This is a genomic window from Sphingopyxis italica (assembly GCF_011926545.1).
In the GTDB taxonomy this organism is placed as follows: Bacteria; Pseudomonadota; Alphaproteobacteria; order Sphingomonadales; family Sphingomonadaceae; genus Sphingopyxis; species Sphingopyxis italica.
This window is the reverse complement of the sequence record NZ_JAATIT010000002.1, coordinates 368,796-393,782: the sequence shown is the minus strand read 5'-3', so window position 1 is coordinate 393,782 and position 24,987 is coordinate 368,796. Positions and strand designations below refer to the sequence as shown.

General features: G+C 65.6%; 23 protein-coding genes. 12 read left to right on the top strand and 11 right to left on the bottom strand.

The features are described 5' to 3' along the window. Positions 1-10 precede the first annotated feature (10 nt). Positions 11-799 carry a uracil-DNA glycosylase family protein gene (locus GGR90_RS09575; protein ID WP_167921205.1) on the bottom strand — a complete coding sequence of 263 codons (789 nt, stop codon included), beginning with the start codon at positions 797-799 and terminating at the stop codon, positions 11-13. Positions 800-918: 119 nt separating this feature from the next. Between GGR90_RS09575 and GGR90_RS09570 the strand changes: the two genes are divergently transcribed. From GGR90_RS09570 to GGR90_RS09535, 8 genes are all read left to right on the top strand, one after another. Beyond that, positions 919-2,574, top strand: a complete 1,656-nt coding sequence (locus tag GGR90_RS09570) for a 4Fe-4S dicluster domain-containing protein (RefSeq protein ID WP_167921204.1) — start codon at positions 919-921, stop codon at positions 2,572-2,574. Between the two features lie 43 nt (positions 2,575-2,617). Next, a complete protein-coding gene (locus GGR90_RS09565; protein WP_342449924.1) occupies positions 2,618-4,228 on the top strand; it encodes a tetratricopeptide repeat protein in 1,611 nt (536 codons plus the stop codon). Next, complete coding sequence (locus GGR90_RS09560; RefSeq protein ID WP_167921203.1) at positions 4,225-5,073, top strand: 4-(cytidine 5'-diphospho)-2-C-methyl-D-erythritol kinase; 849 nt, start codon at positions 4,225-4,227, stop codon at positions 5,071-5,073. The genes GGR90_RS09565 and GGR90_RS09560 overlap by 4 nt, the downstream gene beginning before the upstream one ends. Further along, the gene (locus GGR90_RS09555) at positions 5,070-5,798 is read left to right on the top strand and encodes an N-formylglutamate amidohydrolase (protein ID WP_167921202.1); all 729 of its coding nucleotides are present in this window, start codon (positions 5,070-5,072) and stop codon (positions 5,796-5,798) included. Before GGR90_RS09560 ends, GGR90_RS09555 begins: the two co-directional genes overlap by 4 nt. 62 nt (positions 5,799-5,860) lie before the next feature. Next, entirely contained in the window at positions 5,861-7,705 is a 1,845-nt protein-coding gene (ilvD, locus tag GGR90_RS09550) for a dihydroxy-acid dehydratase (RefSeq protein ID WP_167921201.1), read from the top strand. Between the two features lie 2 nt (positions 7,706-7,707). After that, entirely contained in the window at positions 7,708-8,097 is a 390-nt protein-coding gene (locus tag GGR90_RS09545; protein WP_167921200.1) for a hypothetical protein, read from the top strand. A 31-nt stretch (positions 8,098-8,128) separates the two neighbouring features. Beyond that, positions 8,129-9,481, top strand: a complete 1,353-nt coding sequence (locus tag GGR90_RS09540; RefSeq protein ID WP_167921199.1) for an NAD(P)H-hydrate dehydratase — start codon at positions 8,129-8,131, stop codon at positions 9,479-9,481. Position 9,482: 1 nt separating this feature from the next. Next, positions 9,483-10,682 carry a class I SAM-dependent RNA methyltransferase gene (locus tag GGR90_RS09535; RefSeq protein WP_167921198.1) on the top strand — a complete coding sequence of 400 codons (1,200 nt, stop codon included), beginning with the start codon at positions 9,483-9,485 and terminating at the stop codon, positions 10,680-10,682. 3 nt (positions 10,683-10,685) lie between these two features. Here GGR90_RS09535 and GGR90_RS09530 read toward each other — a convergent pair whose 3' ends face one another. The 5 genes from GGR90_RS09530 to GGR90_RS09510 form a co-directional block, all read right to left on the bottom strand. Next, a complete protein-coding gene (locus GGR90_RS09530; RefSeq protein ID WP_167921197.1) occupies positions 10,686-11,120 on the bottom strand; it encodes an MAPEG family protein in 435 nt (144 codons plus the stop codon). Between the two features lie 13 nt (positions 11,121-11,133). Next, positions 11,134-11,565 carry an MAPEG family protein gene (locus tag GGR90_RS09525; protein ID WP_167921196.1) on the bottom strand — a complete coding sequence of 144 codons (432 nt, stop codon included), beginning with the start codon at positions 11,563-11,565 and terminating at the stop codon, positions 11,134-11,136. 68 nt (positions 11,566-11,633) lie between these two features. Next, entirely contained in the window at positions 11,634-12,794 is a 1,161-nt protein-coding gene (locus GGR90_RS09520) for a CaiB/BaiF CoA transferase family protein (RefSeq protein WP_167921195.1), read from the bottom strand. A gap of 122 nt (positions 12,795-12,916) precedes the next feature. Next, the gene (locus tag GGR90_RS09515; RefSeq protein ID WP_167921194.1) at positions 12,917-14,239 is read right to left on the bottom strand and encodes an MFS transporter; all 1,323 of its coding nucleotides are present in this window, start codon (positions 14,237-14,239) and stop codon (positions 12,917-12,919) included. A 90-nt stretch (positions 14,240-14,329) separates the two neighbouring features. Then, positions 14,330-15,523 carry a type III PLP-dependent enzyme gene (locus GGR90_RS09510; protein ID WP_167921193.1) on the bottom strand — a complete coding sequence of 398 codons (1,194 nt, stop codon included), beginning with the start codon at positions 15,521-15,523 and terminating at the stop codon, positions 14,330-14,332. A 257-nt stretch (positions 15,524-15,780) separates the two neighbouring features. Between GGR90_RS09510 and GGR90_RS09505 the strand changes: the two genes are divergently transcribed. Continuing rightward, a complete protein-coding gene (locus GGR90_RS09505; RefSeq protein WP_167921192.1) occupies positions 15,781-17,439 on the top strand; it encodes an FAD-dependent oxidoreductase in 1,659 nt (552 codons plus the stop codon). Here GGR90_RS09505 and GGR90_RS09500 read toward each other — a convergent pair. From GGR90_RS09500 to GGR90_RS09485, 4 genes are all read right to left on the bottom strand, one after another. Continuing rightward, positions 17,420-18,592: a carboxynorspermidine decarboxylase gene (locus GGR90_RS09500; protein WP_167921191.1), complete on the bottom strand. Its 1,173-nt coding sequence runs from the start codon at positions 18,590-18,592 to the stop codon at positions 17,420-17,422. The genes GGR90_RS09505 and GGR90_RS09500 overlap by 20 nt on opposite strands. 14 nt (positions 18,593-18,606) lie before the next feature. After that, a complete protein-coding gene (locus GGR90_RS09495; RefSeq protein WP_167921190.1) occupies positions 18,607-18,960 on the bottom strand; it encodes a DMT family protein in 354 nt (117 codons plus the stop codon). Further along, positions 18,957-20,051: an alpha/beta fold hydrolase gene (locus GGR90_RS09490; protein WP_209023664.1), complete on the bottom strand. Its 1,095-nt coding sequence runs from the start codon at positions 20,049-20,051 to the stop codon at positions 18,957-18,959. The genes GGR90_RS09495 and GGR90_RS09490 overlap by 4 nt, the downstream gene beginning before the upstream one ends. A gap of 103 nt (positions 20,052-20,154) precedes the next feature. Further along, positions 20,155-21,363 carry a saccharopine dehydrogenase family protein gene (locus GGR90_RS09485; RefSeq protein WP_167921189.1) on the bottom strand — a complete coding sequence of 403 codons (1,209 nt, stop codon included), beginning with the start codon at positions 21,361-21,363 and terminating at the stop codon, positions 20,155-20,157. 63 nt (positions 21,364-21,426) lie between these two features. Here GGR90_RS09485 and GGR90_RS09480 point away from each other — a divergent pair, with 63 nt between their 5' ends. The 3 genes from GGR90_RS09480 to GGR90_RS09470 all read left to right on the top strand — a co-directional run bounded on the left by GGR90_RS09480 (position 21,427) and on the right by GGR90_RS09470 (position 23,601). After that, positions 21,427-22,416 (top strand): threonine ammonia-lyase, encoded by a 990-nt coding sequence (locus tag GGR90_RS09480; protein WP_167921188.1) that lies wholly within the window; start codon positions 21,427-21,429, stop codon positions 22,414-22,416. 46 nt (positions 22,417-22,462) lie between these two features. Further along, positions 22,463-22,912 carry a hypothetical protein gene (locus GGR90_RS09475; RefSeq protein WP_167921187.1) on the top strand — a complete coding sequence of 150 codons (450 nt, stop codon included), beginning with the start codon at positions 22,463-22,465 and terminating at the stop codon, positions 22,910-22,912. A 98-nt stretch (positions 22,913-23,010) separates the two neighbouring features. Beyond that, positions 23,011-23,601: a GNAT family N-acetyltransferase gene (locus GGR90_RS09470; RefSeq protein ID WP_167921186.1), complete on the top strand. Its 591-nt coding sequence runs from the start codon at positions 23,011-23,013 to the stop codon at positions 23,599-23,601. On the opposite strand, the gene GGR90_RS09465 is transcribed toward GGR90_RS09470, so the two are convergent. Beyond that, the gene (locus GGR90_RS09465; protein ID WP_167921185.1) at positions 23,602-24,861 is read right to left on the bottom strand and encodes a YceI family protein; all 1,260 of its coding nucleotides are present in this window, start codon (positions 24,859-24,861) and stop codon (positions 23,602-23,604) included. It lies immediately after the preceding gene. Positions 24,862-24,987: the final 126 nt, after the last annotated feature.

Here is a 24,987-nt window from a genome sequence, read left to right as displayed (position 1 = left end):
TTTCCATCTGTCAACGTCCCCGGTTGAACAGTTTCAGGCTATCCCAAGCCGCCGCTTTCTGGGCGGGCCGGGCCAGCAGCATCACCGGATGCGCCACAGCCACCGCGTCCATCTTGGCGCCATCTTGGTTAATATTCAGTAACCTTCCGCGCGCATCGGGCAGGGCGATCGCGGCGGCCATGCGCGTGATGTCGCTCCCGATCAACAACAGCCGCTCCGGCTTCGCCAGCCGCAAATGATGCCACAGCAGGCGATCGAGTTCGGCCGCCTCTTCGCCGTCGCAGCGACCGCCCGCGGGGCGGGTGACGGCAAGGCTGGCGGTGTAGCAGTCGCCGCGCGCCATGCCGATCGCGCGCAGCATCGCGTCAAGCAGTTGGCCGGCGGCGCCCGAGAAGAGAGCGCCGCTCTGCTGATCGTCGATTTCGGGCCAGGCGGTGAGCAGCATTAGCGGCGCGCCCGCATCGCCCGCCGGAAGCACCCGGCGCGCATCCCACTGGCTGCCGGGCACGTCGGCACCGGTTGCCAGCCAGTTTTGAAATTCGTTCCAGTCGTCGGGAAATACGACGGGCCCTTTCGGCTCGGCAGCCTCGAGCGCCTCCTGCCGCTGGAGCGCCGCGGGGAGCGGGAGCGGCTCGGGCTCGTTATCGGGCGCGCGTTTCGGCTTGGCGGCCGCAGCGTCATTCGCCGGCGGCACGACCAGCCAGCCCGCCGGTTCCTCGCCGACCAGCGCGTCGACGCCCGCCAGCGACCACCAGTCGCTATAGCTTTCCGCCAGCAATGCAGAGTTTTGCCCACCCATGAAATTGTTTGAAACAGGAGGTTGACGGGCGCGTCAATTGGCGGGCATCGCAATTCGTGACAGAATGAGCGCCGGACACGATGAATGATCGGCGCGGGGACGGCAGAAAGGTATTTGCGGTGAGCGAACGGGAATCGATGCCCTATGACGTGGTCATCGTCGGCGCGGGGCCGGCGGGGCTTTCGGCGGCGATCCGCCTGAAACAGCTGGCGAATGAAGCCGGCAGCGAATTGTCGGTGTGCATCCTCGAAAAAGGGTCCGAAGTCGGCGCGCACATCCTGTCGGGCGCGGTGATCGATCCCAGGGCGCTCGACGAACTGCTCCCCGAATGGCGCGACCAGGGCTGCCCGCTGGCCGAGGTGCCGGTGAACGACAATCAACACTGGATTCTGACCAAGAACAAGAAATTCGGCCTGCCCGAATTCATCTCGCCCGGTTTCATGCACAATGAGGGCACCTATACGGGAAGCCTCGGCAATCTTTGCCGCTGGCTCGCCGAGCAGGCCGAAGGATTGGGCGTCGAAATCTTCCCGGGCTTTCCGGCGGCCGAAATCCTTTATAACGAGGATGGCTCGGTCAAAGGCGTCGCGACCGGCGACATGGGCGTCGCGCGCGATGGCAGCCATAAAGCGGACTATGCCCCCGGCCTTGAACTCCATGCCAAATATACGTTCTTCGCCGAGGGCGTGCGCGGCCATCTGACCAAGATGCTCAAGCCGCAATTCGCGCTCGACGCCGATTGCGAGCCGCAGGTTTATGGGCTCGGCGTCAAGGAATTGTGGGACATCGACCCCGAGCAGCATGCGCCGGGGCGCGTCATCCATACGCAGGGCTGGCCGCTCGACCAGAATGCCAATGGCGGCGGCTTTCTCTATCATCAGGCCAACGGGCAGGTCGCATTGGGTTTCGTGACCTGGCTCAACTATCGCAACCCGCACATTTCTCCGTTCCAGGAGATGCAGAAGTGGAAGACGCATCCCGAAATCGCGAAGATATTGAAGGGCGGCAAACGCGTTTCCTATGGCGCGCGCGCGATCAGCGACGGCGGGCTGCAATCGGTGCCGAAGCTCGCCTTCCCGGGCGGCGCGTTGATCGGCGACAGTGCGGGCTTCCTCAACGTGCCGCGCATCAAGGGCACGCACACCTCGATGAAATCGGGGATGATGGCGGCCGAGGCGGCGTTCGCGGCGGTTGCCGCGGGCCGGTCGGGCGACACGCTCGGCGCCTATCAGGCGGCCTATGACGACAGCTGGGTCAAGAAGGAACTCAGCATCGTGCGCAACGTGCTGCCGCTCGTCGAGAAATATGGCGACCTGGCGGGGACGATCCTGTCGGGGATGACGATGTGGCTCGAAACGCTGAAGATCAAACTCCCCTTCACGATGAAGCATCATCCGGACAATGAGAGCCTCTATCGCGCCGACATCATGCCGAAACCGGACTATCCCAAGGCCGACGGCGTGCTGACCTTCGACCGTCTCTCCTCGGTGTTCATTTCGAACACCAACCATGAGGAAGATCAACCGGTTCATCTGCAACTGAAGGATCCGTCGATTCCGGTCGCCTATAATCTGCCGCTCTATGACGAGCCCGCGCAGCGTTATTGCCCGGCGGGCGTCTATGAGATCGTCGGCGAAGAGGACGGCGATCCCAAATTCGTGATCAACGCGCAGAATTGCGTCCACTGCAAGACCTGCGACATCAAGGACCCGACCCAGAACATCAACTGGGTCACCCCCGAAGGCGGCGGAGGCCCCAATTATCCGAACATGTAAGTCCGCTCGCTTCTTTCTGATCGCTGCCGCGATCGCGGCGGCGGTGCCTGCGCATGCCGCCAGCGATAGCGGCGAGGTCCTCAACGCGCTCGTGCGCGCGCGACTGGCGGAAGAGAGTGGCGCGCCGGCAGTCGCGCTGTCGGCGCTGGCGATGGTGTCGAGCGCCGCGCCGGGCTTGCCCGGCATCCGCGGACGGATGCTCGAGCAGGCGATCGAGGCGGGCGACCTCGACGCCGCGCACGACGCTGCGCAACGCCTGTGGGCGGCGGGCGACCGCCGGTTCGATGCGCAGCTGGTGCTGATGGTCGATGCGATGCGCAGGTCGGACTGGAAGGCGGCCCGCACCTATATGGCGGGGCGGGCGGACAAGACGGGCGCCGACACGATCGCGCGGCTGATCACGCCGACGGTGAATGCGTGGATCGACATCGGCGCGCGCGAGAAATTTCCCGAGCAGCATCTCCTCGCGGTGAACAGTCCGACCCGGCCCGAACCCGCGCTGACGCTGCAGGTCGCGCTCGTTCAGATCGCGGCGAAGCGCGCCGATTCGGCCGCGGCGCTGACCGACAATATCACGCTGACCGACCGGACGAGCCAGCTTGTCGCCACGCGGGTCGCGGCAACGCTCGACAAGGCGGACGAAAGCGAAGCGGCCAAGCGGCTGCGCGGGCGGATCGCGTTGGCGTCGGGGCAGCGGGAGGACCCGATGCTGCTGCTGCCCGACCAGCCGGTTTCGACGCCGCGTGAAGGTGTCGCGCAATGGCTCGGCATATTGGCCGACGGCCTCGCGCGAACGCCGAATGGCAGTGCGAAGCTGCCCTTGCTGTTCGCGCGCGCGGCCTATTGGCTGAACGATGAAGACTGGGCCGTGCGGACGACGCTGGTCGAAGCGCTCGACCGCAACGGCCAGCGCGAAGAGGCGATGGTGTTGCTCGATGCCGGGCATCAGGAACTGCCGGGGGTGCTGACGATGCGCCGCGCCGAATTGATGGCCGATTCCGGCGACCTCGCGGGCGCGGCGAAGCTGGCCGAGACCGCCGCCAACGCCAATCCCGCGCGCGGCCTGCTCGTCCGCTTCGCCGACATCGCGCGGCGATCGGGCGACCCCACGGCGGCGGGCCGCGCCTATGAGCGGCTCGAGGCGGCGCTGGGCGACGATGAAGGCGACAGGGCGCTGCGCGGCACCCTGCTGATCGCGCGCGCGGACCTCCTGTTGCAGGCGGGGCGGTGGGACGAGGCGCAGCCCCTGATGGAGCGGGCGGTGGCGCTGCGGCCCGGCGACGCCTCGATATTGAATTTCGCAGGTTATTCGGCGCTCGAACGGCGCAAGGACATCGAGCAGTCGCTCGCGCGGATCGAAACCGCGTGGCGCCGCGAGCCCCGGAATGCGAGCATCGCCGATTCGCTCGGCTGGGCCTATTTCCTGACCGGGCGCACCGACGATGCGGTCGATTTGCTCGAAAAGGCGCAGCGCGGCGAGCCCGACAATGCGGTGATCGTCGAACATCTGGGCGACGCTTATTGGAAGGCGGGACAGAAGTTTCGCGCGCGATATAATTGGCGCGCCGCAGCGCTGCTCGCCGACGCCGAGATGGCGACGCGGCTGGTGGCGAAGCTCCGCGACGGGCTGACCCCCGCCACGACGGCGCCGTGACGGCGTTTCAGGAGACCGGCTGGGCCAAGATCAACCTCGCGCTGCACGTCCGGGCGCGGCGCGCCGACGGCTATCATGCGATCGAGACGCTGTTCGCCTTTGTCGACGGCGGTGATGCGATCGCCGCCGAGGTCGCGGATGCCGACAGTCTGGCGATCGACGGCGAATTCGCCGACGGGCTGAGCGCGAGCGGCGACAATCTGGTGATGCGGGGGCTGGCGCTGCTGCGCGATCTCTACGGCGCCGACCGGGTGCCGCCGCTGGCGGTGAATTTGACCAAGACGCTGCCCGTCGCAGCAGGGATCGGTGGCGGGTCGGCGGATGCCGCGGCGATGGCGCGGTTGGTGCGGCGGCGTTTTCTGCCCGAGATCGGCGACGCGACGCTGGCGCGGATTATGAGCCCGCTCGGCGCCGATGTCGCCGCTTGCGTGGCGAGCGAGACGTGTCTGGGTGTCGGCACGGGCGAGGAACTCAGCGCCGTGCCCGGGCTGCGGCTCGGCGGGACGCCGGTGCTGCTGGTCAATCCGCGCCAGCCGGTCGCGACGGGGCCGGTGTTCGCCGCATGGGAGGGGATCGATCGCGGGCCTTTGTTCACCGGCGCCGAGCCGCGCGCGGGGTTGCTCGGCGCGCGCAACGATCTGCAGCGCCCGGCGATCGCCCAGTGCCCGGCGATCGCCGACATTTTGCTCGAACTCGGCGCGCTCAGGCCCTGGCTGGCGCGCATGTCGGGTTCGGGGGCGACCTGCTTCGCGCTGTTCGACGCGGCGGCCGAGCGCGATGCTGCCGCCGTCTTGCTGGCCGAGCGGCATCCGGGCTGGTGGACGATGGCGGGAGCATTGAAGTGAGCGAAGCGTGGCGGCAGATCGGCGAAGCGCGCGCGGGCGGCCTGTTGCTGATCGCCGATCATGCGTCGAACCATGTGCCCGAGGACATCGATCTGGGCATCGAGCCGGCGCTGCTCTCGAACCATATCGCGATCGACATCGGCGTCGCCGAAGTCGCGGCACGGCTCGTCGAAGCGGGCGCGGCCGACGCGGCGATCCTCGGCGGCGTGTCGCGGCTCGTCGTCGACTGCAATCGCGAGGAGGATGCGCCGGGCGTGCTGCCGATCGCGAGCGATGGCCATGTGGTGCCGGGCAATGCGCTCGACGATGACGCGCGTGAAGCGCGGCTGGCGCGTTTCTTCCGACCCTATCACGACCATATAGCCGCAACGATCGAGGCGCGGCGCCCAGCGATGATCCTGTCGCTACACAGTTTCACGCCGTCGCTAGCAGCGCATCCCGATCAGGCGCGGCCGTGGCATGTCGGGGTGCTTTATAACGAGGATGACCGGCTCGCCGGCGCGGCGATCGCGGCGCTGGAGGCCGAGGGGATGGCCGTCGGCGACCAGCAACCCTATTCGGGCAAGCTGCTCAACGCGACGATGAACCGCCACGCCGAGGCGAACAATATTCCCTATGTCGGGATCGAGATGCGGCAGGATATGGTCGGCGATGCGGCGGGGCAGGCGCTTTTTGCCGAGCGACTTTCTCGCATGTGCAGCAAAGTTGCATTGAATCTGCCCTGATAGGCGTGTAGAGGCGCGTCTCTTCGCATTATTTTGAAATAAAATTATCAGGATTGTTGAAAATGCCTTCATATCGTTCGCGCACCACGACCCACGGCCGCAATATGGCGGGCGCGCGCGGCCTCTGGCGCGCGACCGGGATGAAGGACAGCGACTTCGGCAAGCCGATCATCGCCGTGGTGAACAGCTTTACCCAGTTCGTTCCCGGACATGTTCACCTGAAAGACCTGGGCCAGATGGTCGCGCGCGAGATCGAAGCGTCGGGCGGGGTCGCCAAGGAATTCAACACCATCGCGGTCGATGACGGTATCGCGATGGGGCACGATGGCATGCTCTATTCGCTGCCGAGCCGCGACCTGATCGCCGACAGCGTCGAATATATGGTCAACGCGCACTGCGCCGACGCGATGGTGTGCATTTCGAATTGTGACAAGATCACCCCCGGAATGTTGATGGCGGCGCTGCGGATCAACATTCCGGTCGTGTTCGTGTCGGGCGGGCCGATGGAGGCGGGCAAGGTCGTGCTCAAGGGCAAGGAGGTCGCGCTCGATCTGGTCGATGCGATGGTCGCCGCCGCCGACGAAAAATATAGCGACGAGGAAGTGGCCGAGATCGAGCGCGCGGCGTGCCCGACCTGCGGCTCGTGCTCGGGCATGTTCACGGCCAACTCGATGAACTGCCTGACCGAGGCGTTGGGGCTGTCGTTGCCGGGCAATGGCTCGACGCTCGCGACGCACGCCGACCGCAAGGAGCTGTTCCTGCGCGCGGGGCGGATCGTCGTCGAAATGTGCCGCCGTCATTATGAAGAAGACGACCAGAGCGTTTTGCCGCGCAATATCGCGACCTTCGAGGCGTTCGAGAATGCGATGAGCCTCGACATCGCGATGGGCGGGTCGACCAATACCGTGCTGCATCTGCTCGCCGCCGCGTTCGAGGCCGGGGTCGATTTCACGATGACCGACATCGACCGGCTGTCGCGCCGCGTGCCGTGCCTGTCGAAGGTCGCGCCGGCGAAGAGCGACGTCCATATGGAGGATGTCCACCGCGCCGGCGGGATCATGGCGATCCTCGGCCAGCTCGAACGCGCGGGGCTGCTCCACGCGCACCTGCCGACGGTGCATAGCGCGACGCTCGGCGATGCGCTCAACAAATGGGACATTTCGCGGACCAACGATCCCGAGGTGCGGAAATTCTTCATGGCGGCGCCGGGCGGGGTGCCGACACAGACGGCGTTCAGCCAGGACCGGCGCTGGGACAGCCTCGATCTCGATCGCGAGGCGGGGGTGATCCGCTCGGCGGAACATGCGTTCAGCAAGGATGGCGGGCTCGCCGTTCTGTCGGGCAATATCGCGCTCGACGGCTGCATCGTGAAGACCGCGGGGGTCGACGAGAGCATCCTCAAATTCTCGGGCCCGGCGAAGGTCTATGAAAGCCAGGACGCGGCGGTCGCGGGCATATTGACCGGGCAGGTGGTCGCGGGCGACGTCATCGTCATCCGCTACGAAGGGCCGAAGGGCGGGCCGGGAATGCAGGAAATGCTCTATCCGACGAGCTATCTCAAGTCGAAGGGGCTGGGCGCGGCGTGCGCGCTGGTCACCGACGGGCGCTTTTCGGGCGGCACGTCAGGCCTGTCGATCGGTCATGTTTCGCCCGAAGCGGCCGAAGGCGGCACGATAGGCTTGGTCGAGAATGGCGACCTGATCGACATCGACATCCCGTCGCGGACGATCACTCTCGCGGTTGCCGACAGCGTGCTGGCCGAGCGTCGCGCGGCGATGGACGCTGCGGGGTGGCAGCCCGAAAAGGCCCGCCCGCGCAAGGTTTCGGTAGCACTTCAGGCCTATGCCGCGATGACGACGAGCGCCGCAAGAGGAGCGGTGCGCGACCTGTCGCAGTTGAAGGGCTAGGGATGAAGCGATTTGGGGGGGTATTGCTGACGCTGATCGCGCTCGCGGGCTGCGATCGGTCGCCGGACAATGGCGATCTCGCCGAGGCTGAAGCGCGTGGGGCACGCGAAGCCGCCGAACACGGCCGTATCGAATGCGCACTCGAAGGCGCGAAGCTGTTCGACCGCACTTGCACCGTCGATGAAATGAGCGGAGCGGACGGGACGGTCCTCGTCGTCGGGCGCGCCAACGTCGGTTACCGCAGGTTGCAGATCACCACCGACGGGCGCGGCGTGGTGTCGGCCGACGGCGCCGAACCGGCGAAGGTCAGCATCGTCGGCAACAATATGATCGAGGTCGCGATTGGGCACGACCGCTATCGCCTTCCCGCCAACACGGGCGGCGCGAAGTAGGCGCTCTCGCGCGATCGTGATAGGGCGGGGCATGTCCGTTCCCGCCGATGCCCCGATCCTGACCAGCGATGCGATGCGCGAGGCCGAGGCGGCGTGCGCGGTGCAGGGAACTTCGCTTTCGGAACTGATGGAGCTTGCGGGCGCGGCGGTTGCCGATACCGCCTGGCGGATGGCGGCGGGCGCGCCGATCCTGATCCTCTGCGGTCCCGGCAATAATGGCGGCGATGGCTATGTCGCGGCGCGGCTGCTCGCGACACGCGGGGCGGCGGTGCGCGTCGCTGCGCTGAGCGAACCCTCGACCGAACTGGCGAAAGCGGCGCGGGCGGGGTGGAGCGGACCGGTCGAGGCGGTCGATGGACGTCTCGCTCCTGCACCCTTGATCGTCGACGCACTGTTCGGCGTCGGTCTTTCGCGGCCGATCGCGGACGACCTTGCGGCCATCCTCGGGCATTTTGCCGACCGGCGCATATTGGCGGTCGATGTGCCGAGCGGAATCGACAGTGACGGCGCGGCCGACTGGATGCCCCCGCTTCGCGCCGATGTGACGCTCGCGCTCGGCGCATTGAAGCCCGCGCACGTCCTGCTTCCGACCGCGCCCGCCTGCGGGCGCGTCCTGCTCGCGCCGATCGGCATAGCGGCGAACAAGGCGATGCGGACGCTGCCGAGGGTGCGGGAAACGCAGCCGGAGGCGACCGCCCACAAGTTCACGCGGGGTATGGTGCTGGTCTTCGCGGGTCCCATGCCCGGCGCGGCGGGCCTGACAGCGGCGGCGGCATTGCGCGCGGGGGCGGGCTATGTCGTCCTCAACGGCAGCGAACGCGCGCCCTTTTCGGCGATCATCGCCGAAAGCGATGCGAAGTTCGGCGAGCGGCTCGATGATCCGCGCGTCGGCGCTGTCGTCATCGGGCCGGGATTTCCGGCGGGCGACGAATTGCTGTTCGACGTCGAAGCCGCGCTCGATTCGGGGAAGCCGCTCGTGCTCGATGCCGCCGCGATCGACGCGGCGCTTCCCCGCCTCTCCGAAACGCCGCGCAAGACGATCCTGACCCCGCACGAAGGCGAGTTCGCGCGCGCCTTCCCGCAACTTTACGGGAGCAAGATCGACCGCGCCAAGGCGGCTGCGGCGCGGACGCAGGCGGTAGTCGTCTACAAGGGCGCCGATACGGTGATCGCCGCGCCCGATGGCCGATTGGTCGCCGCGTGGCCAGGCAGCCCTTGGCTGGCGACGGCGGGCACAGGCGACGTGTTGGCGGGCGCGTGCGGTGCGATGCTCGCACGGGGCGGCGATGCCTTCGACGCGGCGGTCGCCGCGGTGGGCTGGCATATCGCGCAGGCGGCGCGTATAGGCCCCGGCCTTGTGGCCGACGATCTGATAAGGGACTGACATGGGCGAAGCTTCGCTGATCGAGCGCATCGCCGCGCGCGGCGACGGCGTGACGGGCGACGGCCGCCATGTGGCGGGCGGCGTTCCCGGCGACCGCGTGCGCGACGACGGCATCATCATCCCGGGGCCGAACCGCACCGACCCCGTCTGCCGCCATTTCGGCAAATGCGGCGGTTGCCAGTTGCAGCATGTCGCCGAGCCGGCGCTGGCCGAATTCGTGCGCGACCGGGTTGTCGGGGGGCTGGAAGGGCAGGAGGTGCCCTATGGCGACGTGCTTCCCGCGCAGCTTTCGCCGCCGCGGAGCCGCCGCCGCGCCGCGTTGACCGCGCTGCGGACGGGCAAGCAGGTCGCGATCGGGTTCAACGCCGCGCAGAGCAACCATATCGTCGATATGCGGATGTGTCCGCTGCTGCTCCCCGAACTGTTCGCGCTGATCGAACCCGTGCGCGAATTGCTCGCGACGGTCGCGCAGCCGCGGCGTCCGGTGAAGGTCAAGCTGCAGATGCTCGATCAGGGCGTCGAACTGATTCTCGAAGGCGTGAAAGCCGAAGGGCTCGACGCCGCGATGGCGCTTCAGGATTTCGCCGGCGCGCATAATCTTGCGCGCTTTGCGATCGACCAGGGCGAGGGGTTCGAAATCCTGTGGCAGCCCGATCCGCCGACAATGCGCTTTGGCGATATATTGGTCGAAGTGCCGCCTTTTGCCTTCTTGCAACCGACGGCGGCGGGACAAAACGCGCTGATCGATGCGGTGACCAAAGCGATCGGTGAGGCTGGCGCCGTCGCGGATCTGTTCGCGGGCGTCGGCACTTTTGCGCTGTCGGTGCAGGCCGGACGCAAGGTCTACGCTGCCGAGGGCGCGCGCGACGCGGTCGCGGCTCTGACCGGCGCGGCGAACCGCGCGCGCGCGCTGGTCGCGACCGAGCATCGCGACCTGTTCCGCCGCCCGCTGGTGCCCGCCGAGTTGAACCGGTTCGGCGCGATCATCCTCGATCCGCCGCGCGCCGGGGCGGAGGAGCAGGTGAAGCAGCTCGCGGCATCGACCGCGCCGGTCATCGCCTATGTCAGTTGCAATCCCGCCAGCTTCGCGCGCGATGCGAAGATACTGGTCGAGGGCGGCTATTCGCTCGACTGGGTGCAGCCCGTCGGCCAGTTCCGCTGGTCGACCCATGTGGAACTGGCCGCTCGGTTTTCGCGCTAGGGTTCAGTGTAGAACGAACCCCATGAAGGCGTGCAGACACAGTGCGAATAGCGCGAGGCTTGCCAGCGCGAAGACGGCAAAGCGCCACATGACGCGATTGATCGTCACCTGGATCAGGCTGTGGACGATGCGAAGGGCCACATAGGCCCAGGCGATCTGCGCGTTGAGCCCGCCGCCCATTCCGCCGACCGCGAGCGCGATCGCGACGGCGTAAAAGACCGTCGGCTGTTCCATCAGATGGTTGTAATTGTGCGCTTTCCACTGCACTTCGGCGGGCAATACCTCGTCGAGCCCCTTGCCGGTGCCGCCGACCATCTTCGCGGCGTCGATCTTCGCGCGCTGCATCGCCGGGATCCGCGTCGCATACATCCACACCCACATGATCATTGACCAGAGCGCCAGCGTCGCGACCGGCCCCAAAATAGCGTTCGTTCCCATCTTTCTCTCCCCCTCAACCCAAAGTGGCAATGACCGCGAGCAGCGCCAGGGCCAACAGGCACAAAGTCGATGCCGCAAAGATCGCAAAGCGTACCGGTATGCGATTCACCGTCGCTTGCCAGAAGCTGTGCACGATACGCAGCGCGACATAGGCCCAGGCGATCCACACGATATAGGCGGGGTAGCCGCCGACCGCGTGCAAGATCAGGATAACGGCATAAAAGAGCGTCGGCTGTTCGAGCAGATGCGTGTAGTTGTGCGATTTCCAGTTTGCGATCGGCGGCAATATGCCTTCGAGGTCGCCGCCGCGGCCGCCCGGCGGTGCCGCTTTCAGGTCGATACCCGATTTGGCGAGCGCCCGGAAGCGCGTCACGCCGACCCAGACCAGCATGACGAGCGTCCACAGAATCAGCACCGCGCCCGGTGCGAGGATGTTCGGCGTCATATGGCTCCCCCCTTTTGTCGTGTCGCGGCGATGCTAGGGGCCGCGCGCCGATATGCAATTGCCAAAATTCAGCCGTGCCGGGCCTCGAGTTCGTCGCGGATCGCCGCGCCGTCGCCGTCGACGCGCGGCGCGAAGCCGAGGTCGCGGGGCGACATCGCGCCATATTTCACCGGCGGCTGCATTTCGTGGAAGACGCCGACATCGGGATGCGTGCGGTGGCGGAAAAAGCCCGTGGCCGACAGATGCGGGTCCGCCTTGATGTCGTGAAGGTCGCGGACCGCCATCGCCGGAATGTCATTCTCGGCGAACAGCGCGAGCCATTCGGCGGTCGTCTTCGCCGGCGTCTTGCGCGCGATTTCGCCGTAGACGATCGGCATATGCTGGCCTTTTGCCTTGGCAGCCTGGAATTCGGGCGTTTCGGTCAGCTCGCCGCTGCCAAGCAGCACCATCAGCCGGGCGGTCGATTCGGGGGTGTAGGGGACGATGGCAAGATAGCCGTCACGCGTCGGAAAGGGCTGGCGCGTCGGATCGAGCTGGCGCGGATAGCCCGCGGGCCCGATCGGCGGGTCGAGCGCCGCGTCGCGCAGATGCTCGACCAGCATGAACGAGGTGAAGCATTCGAACATCGGCACCTGAACTTCTTGCCCTTCGCCGGTTCTGAACTTGTGGACGAGCGCCGCGAGGATCGCCTGCGCCCCGAACTGGCCGGCGACCTTGTCGGCGATCAGCGAGGGAAAATAGCGCGGGCGCGGGTCGCCGTCGACGCGGGGGAGGAGACTGGTGGTGCCGCTCGCCGCCTGGATGACATCGTCATAGGCCTGAAGATCGGCATAGGGGCCCTCCTGTCCGAAGCCGGTGCCGTGGACATAGATGATGTCGGGCTTGATCGCGCGGCATCCGTCATAGTCGAAGCCGAGCCGCGCGATCGCCTTGCCGCGGACGTTGTGGAAAAAGACGTCGGCGGTGGCGAGCAGGCCGCGCAGCACTTCGGCATCTTCGGGCTTTTTCAGATCGAGCGCGATCGAGCGTTTGCCGCGGTTCACGGTGAGGTGTATCGATCCCATCGTCGGGTCGGGAACGCCGCTGCCGAGGTAGCGCGACACATCGCCGACCCCCGGCATTTCGACCTTGATCACCTCCGCCCCGAGGTCGGCGAGCATCTGCGTCGCATAGGGGCCGAAGATGACGGTCGTCAGATCGACGATGCGGATGCCTTCAAGCATCGTCATGCGGCATCGTCCGCTACGGCTCGATAGATCGTCCTGACCAAGCGGCATCCTCCCTTGCTGTTTGCGCAAAGATAGAAGGATTGCGAAGTGAAACGGAAGAGCTAATCGACCGTGCGGGACTGTCAGGCGGGGGCCGGCGCGACGCCATCGCCAGCGCCATCCGCATAAGCGGCGGAAATCCGTCGATAGGATCGGGAGGCGAAGGCAGCGGCGGTGGCGAGCACGCCCAGCAGACCGGCGATCGAAAAGACGATCGCGATCCCGCGCTCGGGGCCGCGGCCGTACCAGTCGCCGATCGCGTCGGCGCCCCATCCGGTCGTCATCAGCGGGACGAATACGAACTGCGTGAGCGGTGCGATCAGGAAGGCGGTGAGCGGCGAAGCCGCGAGTTCGACCGACTGGGCGAAACCGAAAACCCGCCCCTGCCGCTCGAACGGCACGACCTTTTGCAGCGTCGTCTGCTCGGCCGCTTCGGCATAGGGGCCGAGGAACATCCAGAGGAAACAGCCGGCCGCGAGCAGCAGGATCGACGACTGGATGGTGAAGAAGACCGCGACGATCCACGCGCCAAGGTTGACGAGGAGCAAGGTTCGCACCGGGTTGGCGCCCAGCCCGGTCCGCGCGATCATAACGCCGCTGAGGATGAAAGCGCAGGATATGACCGCCCAGAGCAGGCCCCATTCCTCGACCTTCATCAGCGACAGGCCATAAGCGTCCATCAGCGCCATGAAGACGCCGCCGAGAAGATTGTTAAAGGAGGAGAAGAGGATCAGCGCGAAAAGCCCCGGAATGGCGAGCACGACGCGTAAGGTTCCCGCAAGGTCGATCCGGCGCGGTTCGGCATGGTCTTCGGCATTGCGCGGTTCGTCGATCCGGACGAAAAGCAGGTGGGCGATCGCTACGAGCGAAAAGCCGATCGCAAAGATCAATGTTCCGGCCATGCCGCCCCACGCCACGAGGAAGCCGCTGATCGCCGAGGTGGTGAGAAAGCCGATCCCGCCGACCATGCCGACGAGCCCGTTCGCCTTATCGCGCCGGTCTTCGGGCACGAGCAGGGTCACGAGCGTCGGGAGCGCGATCATGCGGATATTGCCGGCGATCACGGCGAGCATCGAAACGAGGATGAAGAGCCAGAGCGTCAGGCTCCGTGTTTCGGCGCTGCGGATGTCGGGATCGAGCAGGAAGCCGCCGAGTGCGGCCGCGTAGAGGATCAGCGAGGCGACGCTCGACACCAGCATCATATTGCGCTTGCCATGATGGTCGACAAGGCTGCCGAACCAGATGCCGAGCATCGCCGTCAGCACGAGATAGATGCCCGCGATCATCCCTGTCGCGAATACCGATTGGGTTTCGAGAAAGGTCCAAAAGGTCAGCGCGAACCACACCGTGAAATTGGTGATGTTGGCGATCAGATTGTTGGCGAGGAGATGATGGAAGGGCTGCATGGGCGGCGCAATCTAGCGCCTTCTCCCAAAAGGAAAAGGGCCGGTCGCATCGCTGCGCCGGCCCTTTCCGTTTTCGCTATTCGGTCGTTATCAGAACAGCTTGGTCACCGTCGCGCTGCGGCGTTCCTGTTCGACTTCGCCGGTGTAGAGGCTGACCATCGGCTCGTCGCTGACGACATGGGTCTCGTCGGCGCCGAAGCCGTTGAACTTGGTCCGCATCGCGCATCCATAGGCGCCGAGCATCCCGATCTCGATGAAATCGCCGGCCTTGATGTCGGCGGGCAGGAAGAAGGGGCCCGTCATATGGTCGAGATCGTCGCAGGTCGGGCCGTAGAAGCTGAACGGCACCATCTCGCCGTCGCTCTCCACGTCGCGCTGCAGCGAGACGGGGAAGCGCCAGCCGACATGCGCGGCGTCGAACAGCGCCCCGTAAGCGCCGTCGTTGATGTAGAGTTCGTCGCCACGGCGCTTTTCGACGCGCACGATCAGCGAGCTATACTCGGCCGACAGCGCGCGGCCCGGTTCGCACCAGAGTTCGGCCGAATAGCTGATCGGCAGGCTTTCGAAGCTGCGATGGATCGTCTCGAAATAGGCGTCGAGCGGCGGCGGCTCCATGCCCGGATAGGACGAGGGAAAGCCGCCCCCGACATCGATGATGTCGACGGTGACCGACGCCGCGACGATCGCGGCGCGGACGCGTTCCATCGCCTGCGCATAGGCGTGGGGCGTCATCGCCTGGCTGCCGACGTGGAAGCAGATGCCGAGCGCGTCGGCGGCCTGGCGCGTCGCCATCAACAGTTCGGCGACTTCGTCGGGCTCGGCGCCGAACTTCGCGGCGAGGCTGAGCTTCGAATGATCGGACGAAACACGGAGGCGCACGAGCAGGTTCAGATCCTGCGCGCCTTCGGTTGCGCGGACGATCTTTTCGAGCTCGTCGAGCGTGTCGAGCGAGAAGGTGCGCACCCCATGCTTCCAATAGGCTTCGGAAATCGCTTCCTCGGCCTTCACCGGGTGCATGAAGCAGAGAGTCGCTTGCGGCAGCGTGCGGGCGACGAGCCGCACCTCGGCGATCGAGGCGACGTCATAATGGGTGACACCCGAATCCCACAGCACGCGCAGCAGGTCGGGCGACGGATTCGCCTTGACCGCATACATGGTCGTGCCGGGAAATCGCTCGATGAAGAAACGCGCTGCGCGCCGCGCGGCGTGCGGGCGGACAAGCGTAACAGGTTCGACCGGCGAAAGTGCCTGAATCAGCCCGTGGGCGCTATGATGCTGGTGCAACTCAAGGGACCCCCAAAGATAACGTTAAACATCCAAGGCTGCCTTGCGGTTATTGGAAGTCCCCCTGGGGCAGCGGAGAGCGCATATATGGGCGGGGGTCCCCCCTGTAAAGACCCTAGCGCGCAATTTTGTAACGCCGTGGTCACAGCCGCGCCGAAACAAACGGGGTCGACGCGCGCCGAATGGGCAAAGGCACGACAAGTGCCCGGCACAACGCTACGAACATTTAACAAGCCAACCGAAAGGAAGCTCGCAACATGGTATCTCGCGCCGAGGTCAATCACACATTTTCCGACGCGGAACTGGGCGAGCTGCGCGGCTTCGGAACCGTCGAGACGCACAAGGCGGGCGACCTGCTGGTCGAGGAGGGCGCGATGGCGCCCGACTGCATCGTCACCCTTTCGGGCCACACCGACATTTTCGCGTCGACCGACGAAGGTCGCAAGCGCGTCGGCTGGATGGAGCATGGGCAGTTCGCGGGCGACCTGTCGGTGCTGACCGGGCAACGGCATTTGTCGCGGGTGGAGATGGGCGCCGATGGGGAGATTCTCCGCATCGCGCACCCCGATTTTCAGCGGCTGATTGCAGGCAATTCGCACTATTCTGACATTTTCGTTCGCGTGCTGTCGGCGCGGCGCGAATTCAGCAAGCATCGCGGTTTTGCGGTGACGATCATCATCGGCGCGGCCATGGATCGCAGCGTTTATGCGATGCGCGACCTGCTGATGAAGCATGGCGTTGCGCATCGCTGGTTCGACCCCGCCGACGGCCCGGTCGCCGCGCATCTGCTCGCCGAGCGCGGGCTTGCCGAAGATCAGTTGCCCGTGGCGATCCTCGGCGCGGCCGAAGTGCTGGTCCAGCCGACCCCCGAACAGCTCGCGGCGGGACTGGGCCTCGACCTGCTTCCCGATGGCGCGACCGCCGATGTCCTTGTCGTGGGCAGCGGTCCGGGCGGGCTCGCGGCGGCGGTGTACGCCGCCTCGGAAGGGCTGACGGTGATCGCCCTCGATTCGCTCGCCCCGGGCGGGCAGGCCGGCACCTCGTCAAAGATCGAGAATTATCTTGGCTTTCCCACCGGCATTTCGGGCAACGAGCTGGCGCGCCGCGCGACGGTGCAGGCGCAGAAGTTCGGCGCACGGCTGGTGTCGCCGGTGCGCGCGGCGTTGATCGGCCGCGACGGCGATGCCTATTGCCTGCACCTCGCCGACGGCCGCAAGCTGCGCAGCCGCGCGGTGGTCGTCGCGAGCGGCGCGAAATATCAGAGTCTGCCGATCGACGGGATCGAAGCCTATGAAGGCCGCGGCATCTATTATGGCGCGACGCCGATGGAAGCACAGCTATGCAGCGACGCCGAGGTGACGATCGTCGGGTCGGGCAATTCGGCGGGGCAGGGCGCGATCTATCTCGCGAGCGTCGCAAAGAAGGTTTACGTGATTTTCCGCCGGTCGAGCCTGCGCGAGACGATGTCCGAATATCTGGTCAAGCGGCTGGAAGAGCATCCGAATATCGAAATCATCCCGGCGACCGACGTCATCGCGCTGCACGGCGAGGACCGGCTAGCCGGTCTGACCTACCGCTGCCGCGAGACGGGCGACGAGGGGCATTGCGATTGCGGTTTCCTGTTCCTGTTCCTTGGCGCGCGCCCGAATACGAGCTGGCTGCCCAAGGAAATGGTGTGCGACGAGCGCGGCTTCGTGAAGACCGGCACCGACATCGCCCCGCTCGAACTGGTCAAGGCGGGCTGGTCGCTCGACCGTATGCCGAGCCGGTTCGAGACGAGCTGGCCGCGCATCTATGCCGTCGGCGATGTGCGCAAGGGATCGGTGAAGCGCGTCGCCTCGTCGGTCGGCGAAGGGTCGGTCGTGGTCAGCGACATCCATCAGGCGCTGGCTGAGCTTACCCCAGCCGCGTCTTGAAATCCTCGTAACCGAATTCGCGGATCAGCCGCAGCTCGTCGCTCTCGCTGTCCCACAGCCAGATCGACGGCAGCGGCACGCCGTTGAAGCTGTTCGTCTTGACCATCGAATAATGTGCCTGGTCGAGGAAGGCGAAGCGTTGACCGATGCGGGCGCCCCCAGGGAGGCGGTAATCGCCGATCACATCGCCCGCGAGGCACGAGGGGCCGCCGAGGCGCGTCGGCATACCCTCGCTGCCCTCATCGAGCATCGCGGGGCGATAGGGCGCCTCGATCACGTCGGGCATGTGGCAGGTCGCCGAAATGTCGGTGATGCCTATCGGCATGCCATTGTCGAACAGGTCTAGGATTTCGCCAACGAGGATGCCCGCGTCGAGCGCGATCGCTTCGCCCGGCTCGATCATCACGTCGCAGTCGGTCGCCGCGCGCACCTGTTTCAGAAAGGCGATCAAATCGTCGACCTGATAATCGGCGCGCGTCACATGGTGGCCGCCGCCGAAATTGATCCATTTGAGCTGGCTGAAGAAGGGGCGCAGCATCGGGTGAACCGCGTTCCAAGTGCGTTCGAGCGGCGGGAAGTCCTGCTCGCAAAGGCTGTGCATATGGACACCGTCGACCCCCTCCATATGCTCGGGGAGCAATTGGCTGATCGGAAAGCCGAGGCGGCTGCACGGCGCGGCGGGATCATATTTGGCGACCTCGCCCTCGCTGTGCATCGGATTGATGCGGAGCCCGACGTCGAACGTCTCGCCCTTCGCGCGCAATTCGTCGAGCAGCGGACGGAAGCGCGCAATCTGGCCGGGCGAATTGAAAATCAGATGATCCGACAGCGCCGCGATCTCGGGCAGATCGGCTTCCTTATAACCCGCGCAATAGGTCGCAACTTCGCCGCCATATTCGCTGCGCCCGAGCTTGGCTTCGTAAAGTCCCGACGCGCAGACGCCGTCGAGATAGCCGGCGACGGTCGAACCCAGCGACCACATCGAAAAGGCCTTGAGCGCCGCGAGCACGCGGGCGCCCGACGCGTCGCCGATATGGCGCAGCAGCGCGAGGTTGGCGCGGACCTTGGCGGCGTCTACGACAAAGGCGGGGGAGGGGACGCGGGTCAGGTCGAAGCGGGCAAAGGCTCCGGGATCGCCGGCACGGGTTTCCATGTCGCTGTATTTTCCTATGAGACCGCAATCGGTCCCTTGAAGATGAAAAACGCCCCCGCCGCGATCAGACCGAAGCCGACGAGATGGTTCACGGTCAGCTTCTCACCGAGCCAGAAGACCGCGAACCCCGCGAATATGATCAGGGTGATCACTTCTTGCAAGGTCTTGAGTTCGGCGGCGCTGTATACGCCATAGCCGATCCGGTTCGCGGGAATGACGAGGCAATATTCGAAGAAGGCGATGCCCCACGCGATCAGCACCGCGAGCCAGATCGGCCGCGACACCGCGCCGAGCTGGCCGTACCAAGCGAAGGTCATAAAGATGTTCGAGACGAACAGCAGGCCGATCGGCGCGAGATAGGCGGTCATTTCTTCTCTTTCGTCCCTGTCAGCGGCAGCACGTCGCGGAGCAGCGCGGCAAAGAAATGCCCCGGCTCCTCGACCATCGGCATATGCGCCGAATGTTCGAGCCAGACGAGCGTCTTCGAGGGTGCCTCGACCTGTCCGAACCAGTCGGCCGCCACCGGCGAAGGGACAGTATAGTCGTGCCTTCCGAGCAGGAAGACGAGCGGCACGTCCATCTTGCGTACCGAATTGAAGCTGACGTCGGCGAGCCGCGGCCAGAGCGTCGTCACCGAAAATGCGCTGCCTTTGCCCCAAGCCTGCACATCGGCGGGCGTATATTCGGGGGACAGGCGCGGGGTCTGGAAATAATATTTGAGATCGGGCTTGTTATAGATCAGCGATCCGTAGGGGATGGCATATTTGCGCCATCCGTCGGCCTTGGCGATGGTGAATTCGCCTTGCGGATAGGGCGCCAGCGCGTCGATCGCGGCGACCGCCGTCATGTCGCCCGCCGCGAGCGCCTTGGCGCGCGTCCACGCCATGCCCGCCTTTTCGCCTTCGCGAAAATCGATGCCCTGACCGACGCCGACATAGGCGTAGAGCAGGTCGGGCCGCTTCACCGCGACCGACAGGCCGACGATCGAACCCCAGCTGTGCCCCATCAGCACGACCTTGCGCTTGGCATAGCGTTTCTTGAGCAGCTCGATCAATTCGATGGCATCGTCGCGATAGCGTTCAGGGGTCATCGTCGGGGCTAGCGTGGCGGGGTCGTTCAGCGGATAGCTGCGCCCCGCGCCGCGCTGATCATATTGGACGACGGTGAAGACGTCCTCCCACGGACGCTGGAACACCCAGGCGAATGGCATTTCGACCGCGCCGGGGCCTCCATGGACGAAGATCAGGATCGGGTTGTCGCGGTCCGAGCCGCGAACATTCACGATCTGCCGCGCGCCGCCGAGCGTCACCTCGAACGTCTCCTGCACCCCATTGGGCGTGACGATCTTGCCGATGTCGGCGACGATCGCGCGGCCGGGGGCGTAGGGATCGTCGGATTGGGCGGCGGCGGGGGTGGAAAAGGCCGCGAGTAAGGCGAGCGCGGCAATATGGAGCTTCATGATCTCGAACTACCCTTCGTCATTCCCGCGAAAGCGGGAACCCAGTTCTACCGTCGCTACTGGGTTCCCGCTTTCGCGGGAATGACGAAAAAGAGAATAGCGATCAGAAATCGAGCGGACCGTCCAATTCCTTCACCTGCCAAGGCAGGCCGTGCTTGTTCAGCATGTCCATGAAAGGATCGGGATCCATCTGCTCCATGTTGAACACCCCGTCGCCGCTCCACGTGCCGGTCACCATCATCGCGGTGCCAATCATCGCGGGCACGCCCGTGGTGTAGCTCACCGCCTGATTGCCCGTCTCGGCGAATGCGTCTTCATGGTCGCAGATATTGTAGAGATAGAGCGTCTTTTCCTTGCCGTCCTTGCCAAGGCCGGTTGCGATGACGCCGATGTTGGTCTTCCCCTTCGTCGTCTCACCGAGGCTCGACGGTTCGGGGAGCACGGCTTTGAGGAATTGCAGCGGGACGATCTCGCGGCCTTCGTAGACCACCGGGTCGATGCGCGTCATACCGACATTCTGGAGCACGGTGAGATGCTGGATATACGCCTCGCCAAAGGTCATCCAGAAACGGATCCGCTGGATTTCGGGCAGGTGCGTCTTCAGGCTTTCGATTTCCTCATGGTACATGAGGTACATCGTCTTTTCGCCCACCGCTTCGAAGTCGAACTTTTGCTTCACTGACATCGGCGGGGTTTCGACCCAGTCGCCATTTTCCCAGTGGCGCGCGACCGCGGTCACTTCGCGGATATTGATTTCGGGGTTGAAGTTGGTCGCGAAATGCTGGCCGTGGTCGCCGCCGTTGCAATCGAGGATGTCGAGCGTGTCGATGCGGGCGAAATGATGCTTCTTGAGCCAAGTGGTAAAGACGCTCGTCACGCCGGGGTCGAATCCCGAACCGAGCAGCGCCATCAGCCCGGCGTCCTTGAAGCGGTCCTGATAGGCCCACTGCCAATGATATTCGAACTTCGCCTCGTCGCGCGGCTCGTAATTCGCGGTGTCGAGATAATGCGCGCCGGTCGACAGGCACGCCTCCATGATCGTGAGGTCCTGATAGGGAAGCGCAAGGTTCACGACATGCGTCGCCCCGATCGAACGGATCAGCGCTGCGGTCGCGTCGATATGGTCGGCATCGACTTCGGCGGTGTTGATCGTGACGCCGGTGCGTTCCTTCACCGACTCGGCGATCGCGTCGCACTTGAACTTGCGGCGGCTCGCGAGCGTGATGTCGGGGAATATCTCGGGGTTCATCGCCATCTTGTGTACCGCGACCGAACCGACGCCGCCTGCGCCGATCACCAGAACCTTGCTCATCAAAAATCTCCTGCCCGCTATGTCGCGGCTTGTGTTGTATGCCGCGCCCTATAGGACGAAGCCATGACACAGCAAAGCCCCGAAGCCCTGATCGATCCGGCGCGTGCGCCCACGCACGCAGGGGTCGAACGCGCGGCGGCGAAAGTCGCTGCATTGCTGCCGCAAACGCCGCTGTTGCCGCTGGAGATCGACGGCAAAACGATCTGGTGCAAGGCCGAGTGTCTCCAGCCTGTCGGCGCCTTCAAGATCCGCGGCGCCTGGCACCGGCTGACCGATTTGAGCCCCGAGCAGGCGAATGAGGGCGTCGTCGGCGTATCGAGCGGCAATCACGCGCAGGGGGTCGCCTGGGCGGCGAAGCGGCTGGGGATCAAGGCGACGATCGTGATGCCGAGTAACGCGCCCGCGATGAAGCTGGCGGCGACGCGGGGGCTGGGCGCCGAGGTGGTGCTCTACGACCGCGTCACCGAATCGCGCGATACCGTTGCCGCGAAACTGCTCGCCGAGCGCGGCGGGACGCTGGTTCACGCCTATGGCGATCCTTGGATCATCGAGGGGCAAGGCAGCGCCGGGATCGAGGCGGCGGCGCAGATGAAGGCGCGCGGCATCGACGGTCCCGACAAGGTCATCGCCTGCTGCGGCGGGGGCGGCTTGTCGGCGGGGCTCGCGCTCGCGCTGCCTGACGCGGAGATCATTGCGGTCGAGCCCGAAGGCTGGGATGATGTGATGCGCAGCCTTGCCGCCGGCGAAATCCTGTCGGTCGAGGATTTGGCCTATCCGACCGAATGCGACGCGCTACAGACGCCCGAAACCTGGCCGATCAATTTTGCCGTGCTGCAGGCGCGCGGCGTCAAGGGTGTCGTGGTGACCCACAGCGAGGTGCGCGATGCGATGCGACTGGCGTTCGAAAAGCTGCACCTCGTCGTCGAACCCGGCGGCGCCGCGGCGCTTGCGGCCGTGCTCGCAGGGAAAGTGTCGGTGACCGACGCGACGCTTGTCACCCTGTCGGGCGGCAATGTCGATCCGCTGAAGTTCGCGGAGATCATCACCGAATAGGAAACTTATCGAAGACGACGCGTTTGGGATGGGAAGGAGACGCATGATGCAAAAGAGCATGATTATGGCGAGCGCCGCGGCGCTGGTGCTGCTGGCGGGTTGCGAGAAGGCGGAAGCGCCGGCGCCCGCGCCGACCGATACGACGACGACCGAGGTTCCTGTTGAAACGGCGCCGGTGGAAGGTGCCGAAGCAACCGACCCCGCGACCGCGCCGCACCGCTTTGCGAGTTGGGCCGGGAAATGGACCGGGGTCGAGGGCATGTATGCCACGATCACGCCCGCCGAACCCGGAAAATACAAGCTGGAGATGCAGTCGGACCTCGACACCAAGGGGACCTATGACGGCCAGGACAGCGAGCATGGCATCCAGTTCAAGCGTGGCACCGAGCAATTGAGCTTGCATCGCGGCAACGGCGACGAAACCGGCCTCAAATATCTCGCGGGCAAGCAGGAATGCCTGATCGTCAAGACGGGCGAGGGCTACTGCCGCGATTGACATTCGTCATTGCGAGGAGCGAAGCGACGCGGCAATCCAGAGTTTGCGGTAACCGCCCCGGATTGCTGCGCTCCGCTCGCAACGACGATGGAGGGGTAATGGACGAGATCGGAAAAGCGACGGTGGCTGACCAACCCGCGCTCGTCGAAACGTTGGCGCAGGCGTTCCAGACCGACCCGGCGCTATCGTGGATATTGCCCGATCCCGCCCACCGCACCCGCGCGCTGCGCGGCTTGTTCCGCACTCTCGTCCCCGCGGACATGCGTGCGGGCATCGCGCTGCGGACGCCCAATGATGAAGCGGCGGCACTCTGGCGTGCGCCGGGACGGGCACACAGCGGAATGCCCGAGTTCCTGCGCACCGTCATCCCGCTCGTCGCGACGTTCGGCACCGCCTTGCCGCGCGGATTGAAGGTGCAGGGCGGCATCGACGCGCATCGGCCCAAAGGGCGTTTCTGGTATCTCCATTATGTCGGCGTGCGGCCCGGCGATCAGGGTAAGGGACACGGCGGGCGGATCATTCGCGCGCAGACCGCAGCCGCCGATGCCGAAGGTCTGCCGTGCTGGCTGGAGACCGCAACGCCCGAAAATGTCCCGCTGTACGAGCGGCTGGGCTTCATCACCGCGGCCCAATGGGACGTGCCGGGCGGCGGCCCGCATTTCTGGGGCATGATGCGCCCGGCGCGCTGATCAGGATGTCGGACGCGTCGCGCTGAACGAGAAATCCACGTCGACCCCCGCCGCAATGGCATCGGTCGCCGCCCATTCGCCTTGGCCGACGCCGAAGGCGGTGCGGTCGATCCGCGCGGTCCCCGCGACGCGCGCTTTATTGCCTTCGATCCGCAAGGTGAAGCGCAGGGTGACGGGCTTGCTGACGCCGCGCAGGTCGAGCGTGCCGCGCGCTTCGTAACGGTCGCCATCGATATGGCGGATATCGCGTGCGGTGAAGATGGCGTTCGGCTGCGCCGTGACGTTGAAGAAATCGCTGCTTTTCAGCGAATCGTCGCGCTGACCGTCGCCGGTGTCGGCCGAGGCCAGGTCGACGGTGACGCGGATGTTCGATCTGGCGAGAACGTCGGGACTGAAGCGGATGGCGGCGCGCCAGCGTCCGAAACTCCCCCTGACCGCCTCGCCGTTCCACCGCGCCGTGAAACCGAGGCGCCCGCCGGAGGCGACCGTCCAGTCGGCGAGCGGCTCTTTCGCTTCCACAGGGGCCTCTTTGGTTGCGTCCTCGACGGGCGCCTTATCTTCGACCAAGGGAGCTGCGGGCACCGCCTGCGGCGCGACAGGCGCGGCGGTCGGCATTGGCGGCGCTTTCACCACGACCGGCCGGCTTCGTTCCGGATAGACCGTCTGCCCGAGGGCGAATGCGCCCCCGACGAGCGCCAGCGCGCCGATCGCGGCGCCGACAGCCTTGCCGCGCGCAAAGGGGATCATGCGTTGAAGATCGGGCTTGCCGAGCAACCATTGATGGCGAAGCGCGCCGATGATGTGGAGCAGGAACAGCCCGATCGCGAGCCACGCCATCGCGCCGTGAATGCTTTCGGCGGGTTCGTGCAAAGCGCGGCCGACCGGCAGGTGCGGCCAAGGGACGAGACCATAGAGCAGGGTGGGAACCTGGACCCGCGCGGTCGAAACGAGCAGCCAGCCGGTGACGGGGCCGAGGATCATCACGAGATAGAAGAGCCCGTGGACGATGCCCGCCAACATGCGCGTCCAGGCGGGACCGTCGGATGCGGGCGGGCGCGGCGTGAACAGACGGACCGCAAGCCGCGCGAGGCTGAGCAACAGGATCGAGATGCCGATCGATTTGTGCAGCTGGTATCGCGCAAAGAGTTCGGGGCCGTTGTTCCCCTCGAGCGCCCAACCGAGCGCGATCTGGAAAGCGAGGAGCAGCGCGATAAGCCAGTGCAGCGTGATGGCGGTGTAGCTATAACGCTGTGTCGGCATTCGAAACCTTTTGTACCGGGGGAAGGGAGAATGGGACAGAACCTAACGGCAAGAGGGATTCGGACAAGCATTAACCCCCGTGCCCCTGCGAAGGCAGGGCCCCATCACCGAAGGTGGCACTCATCC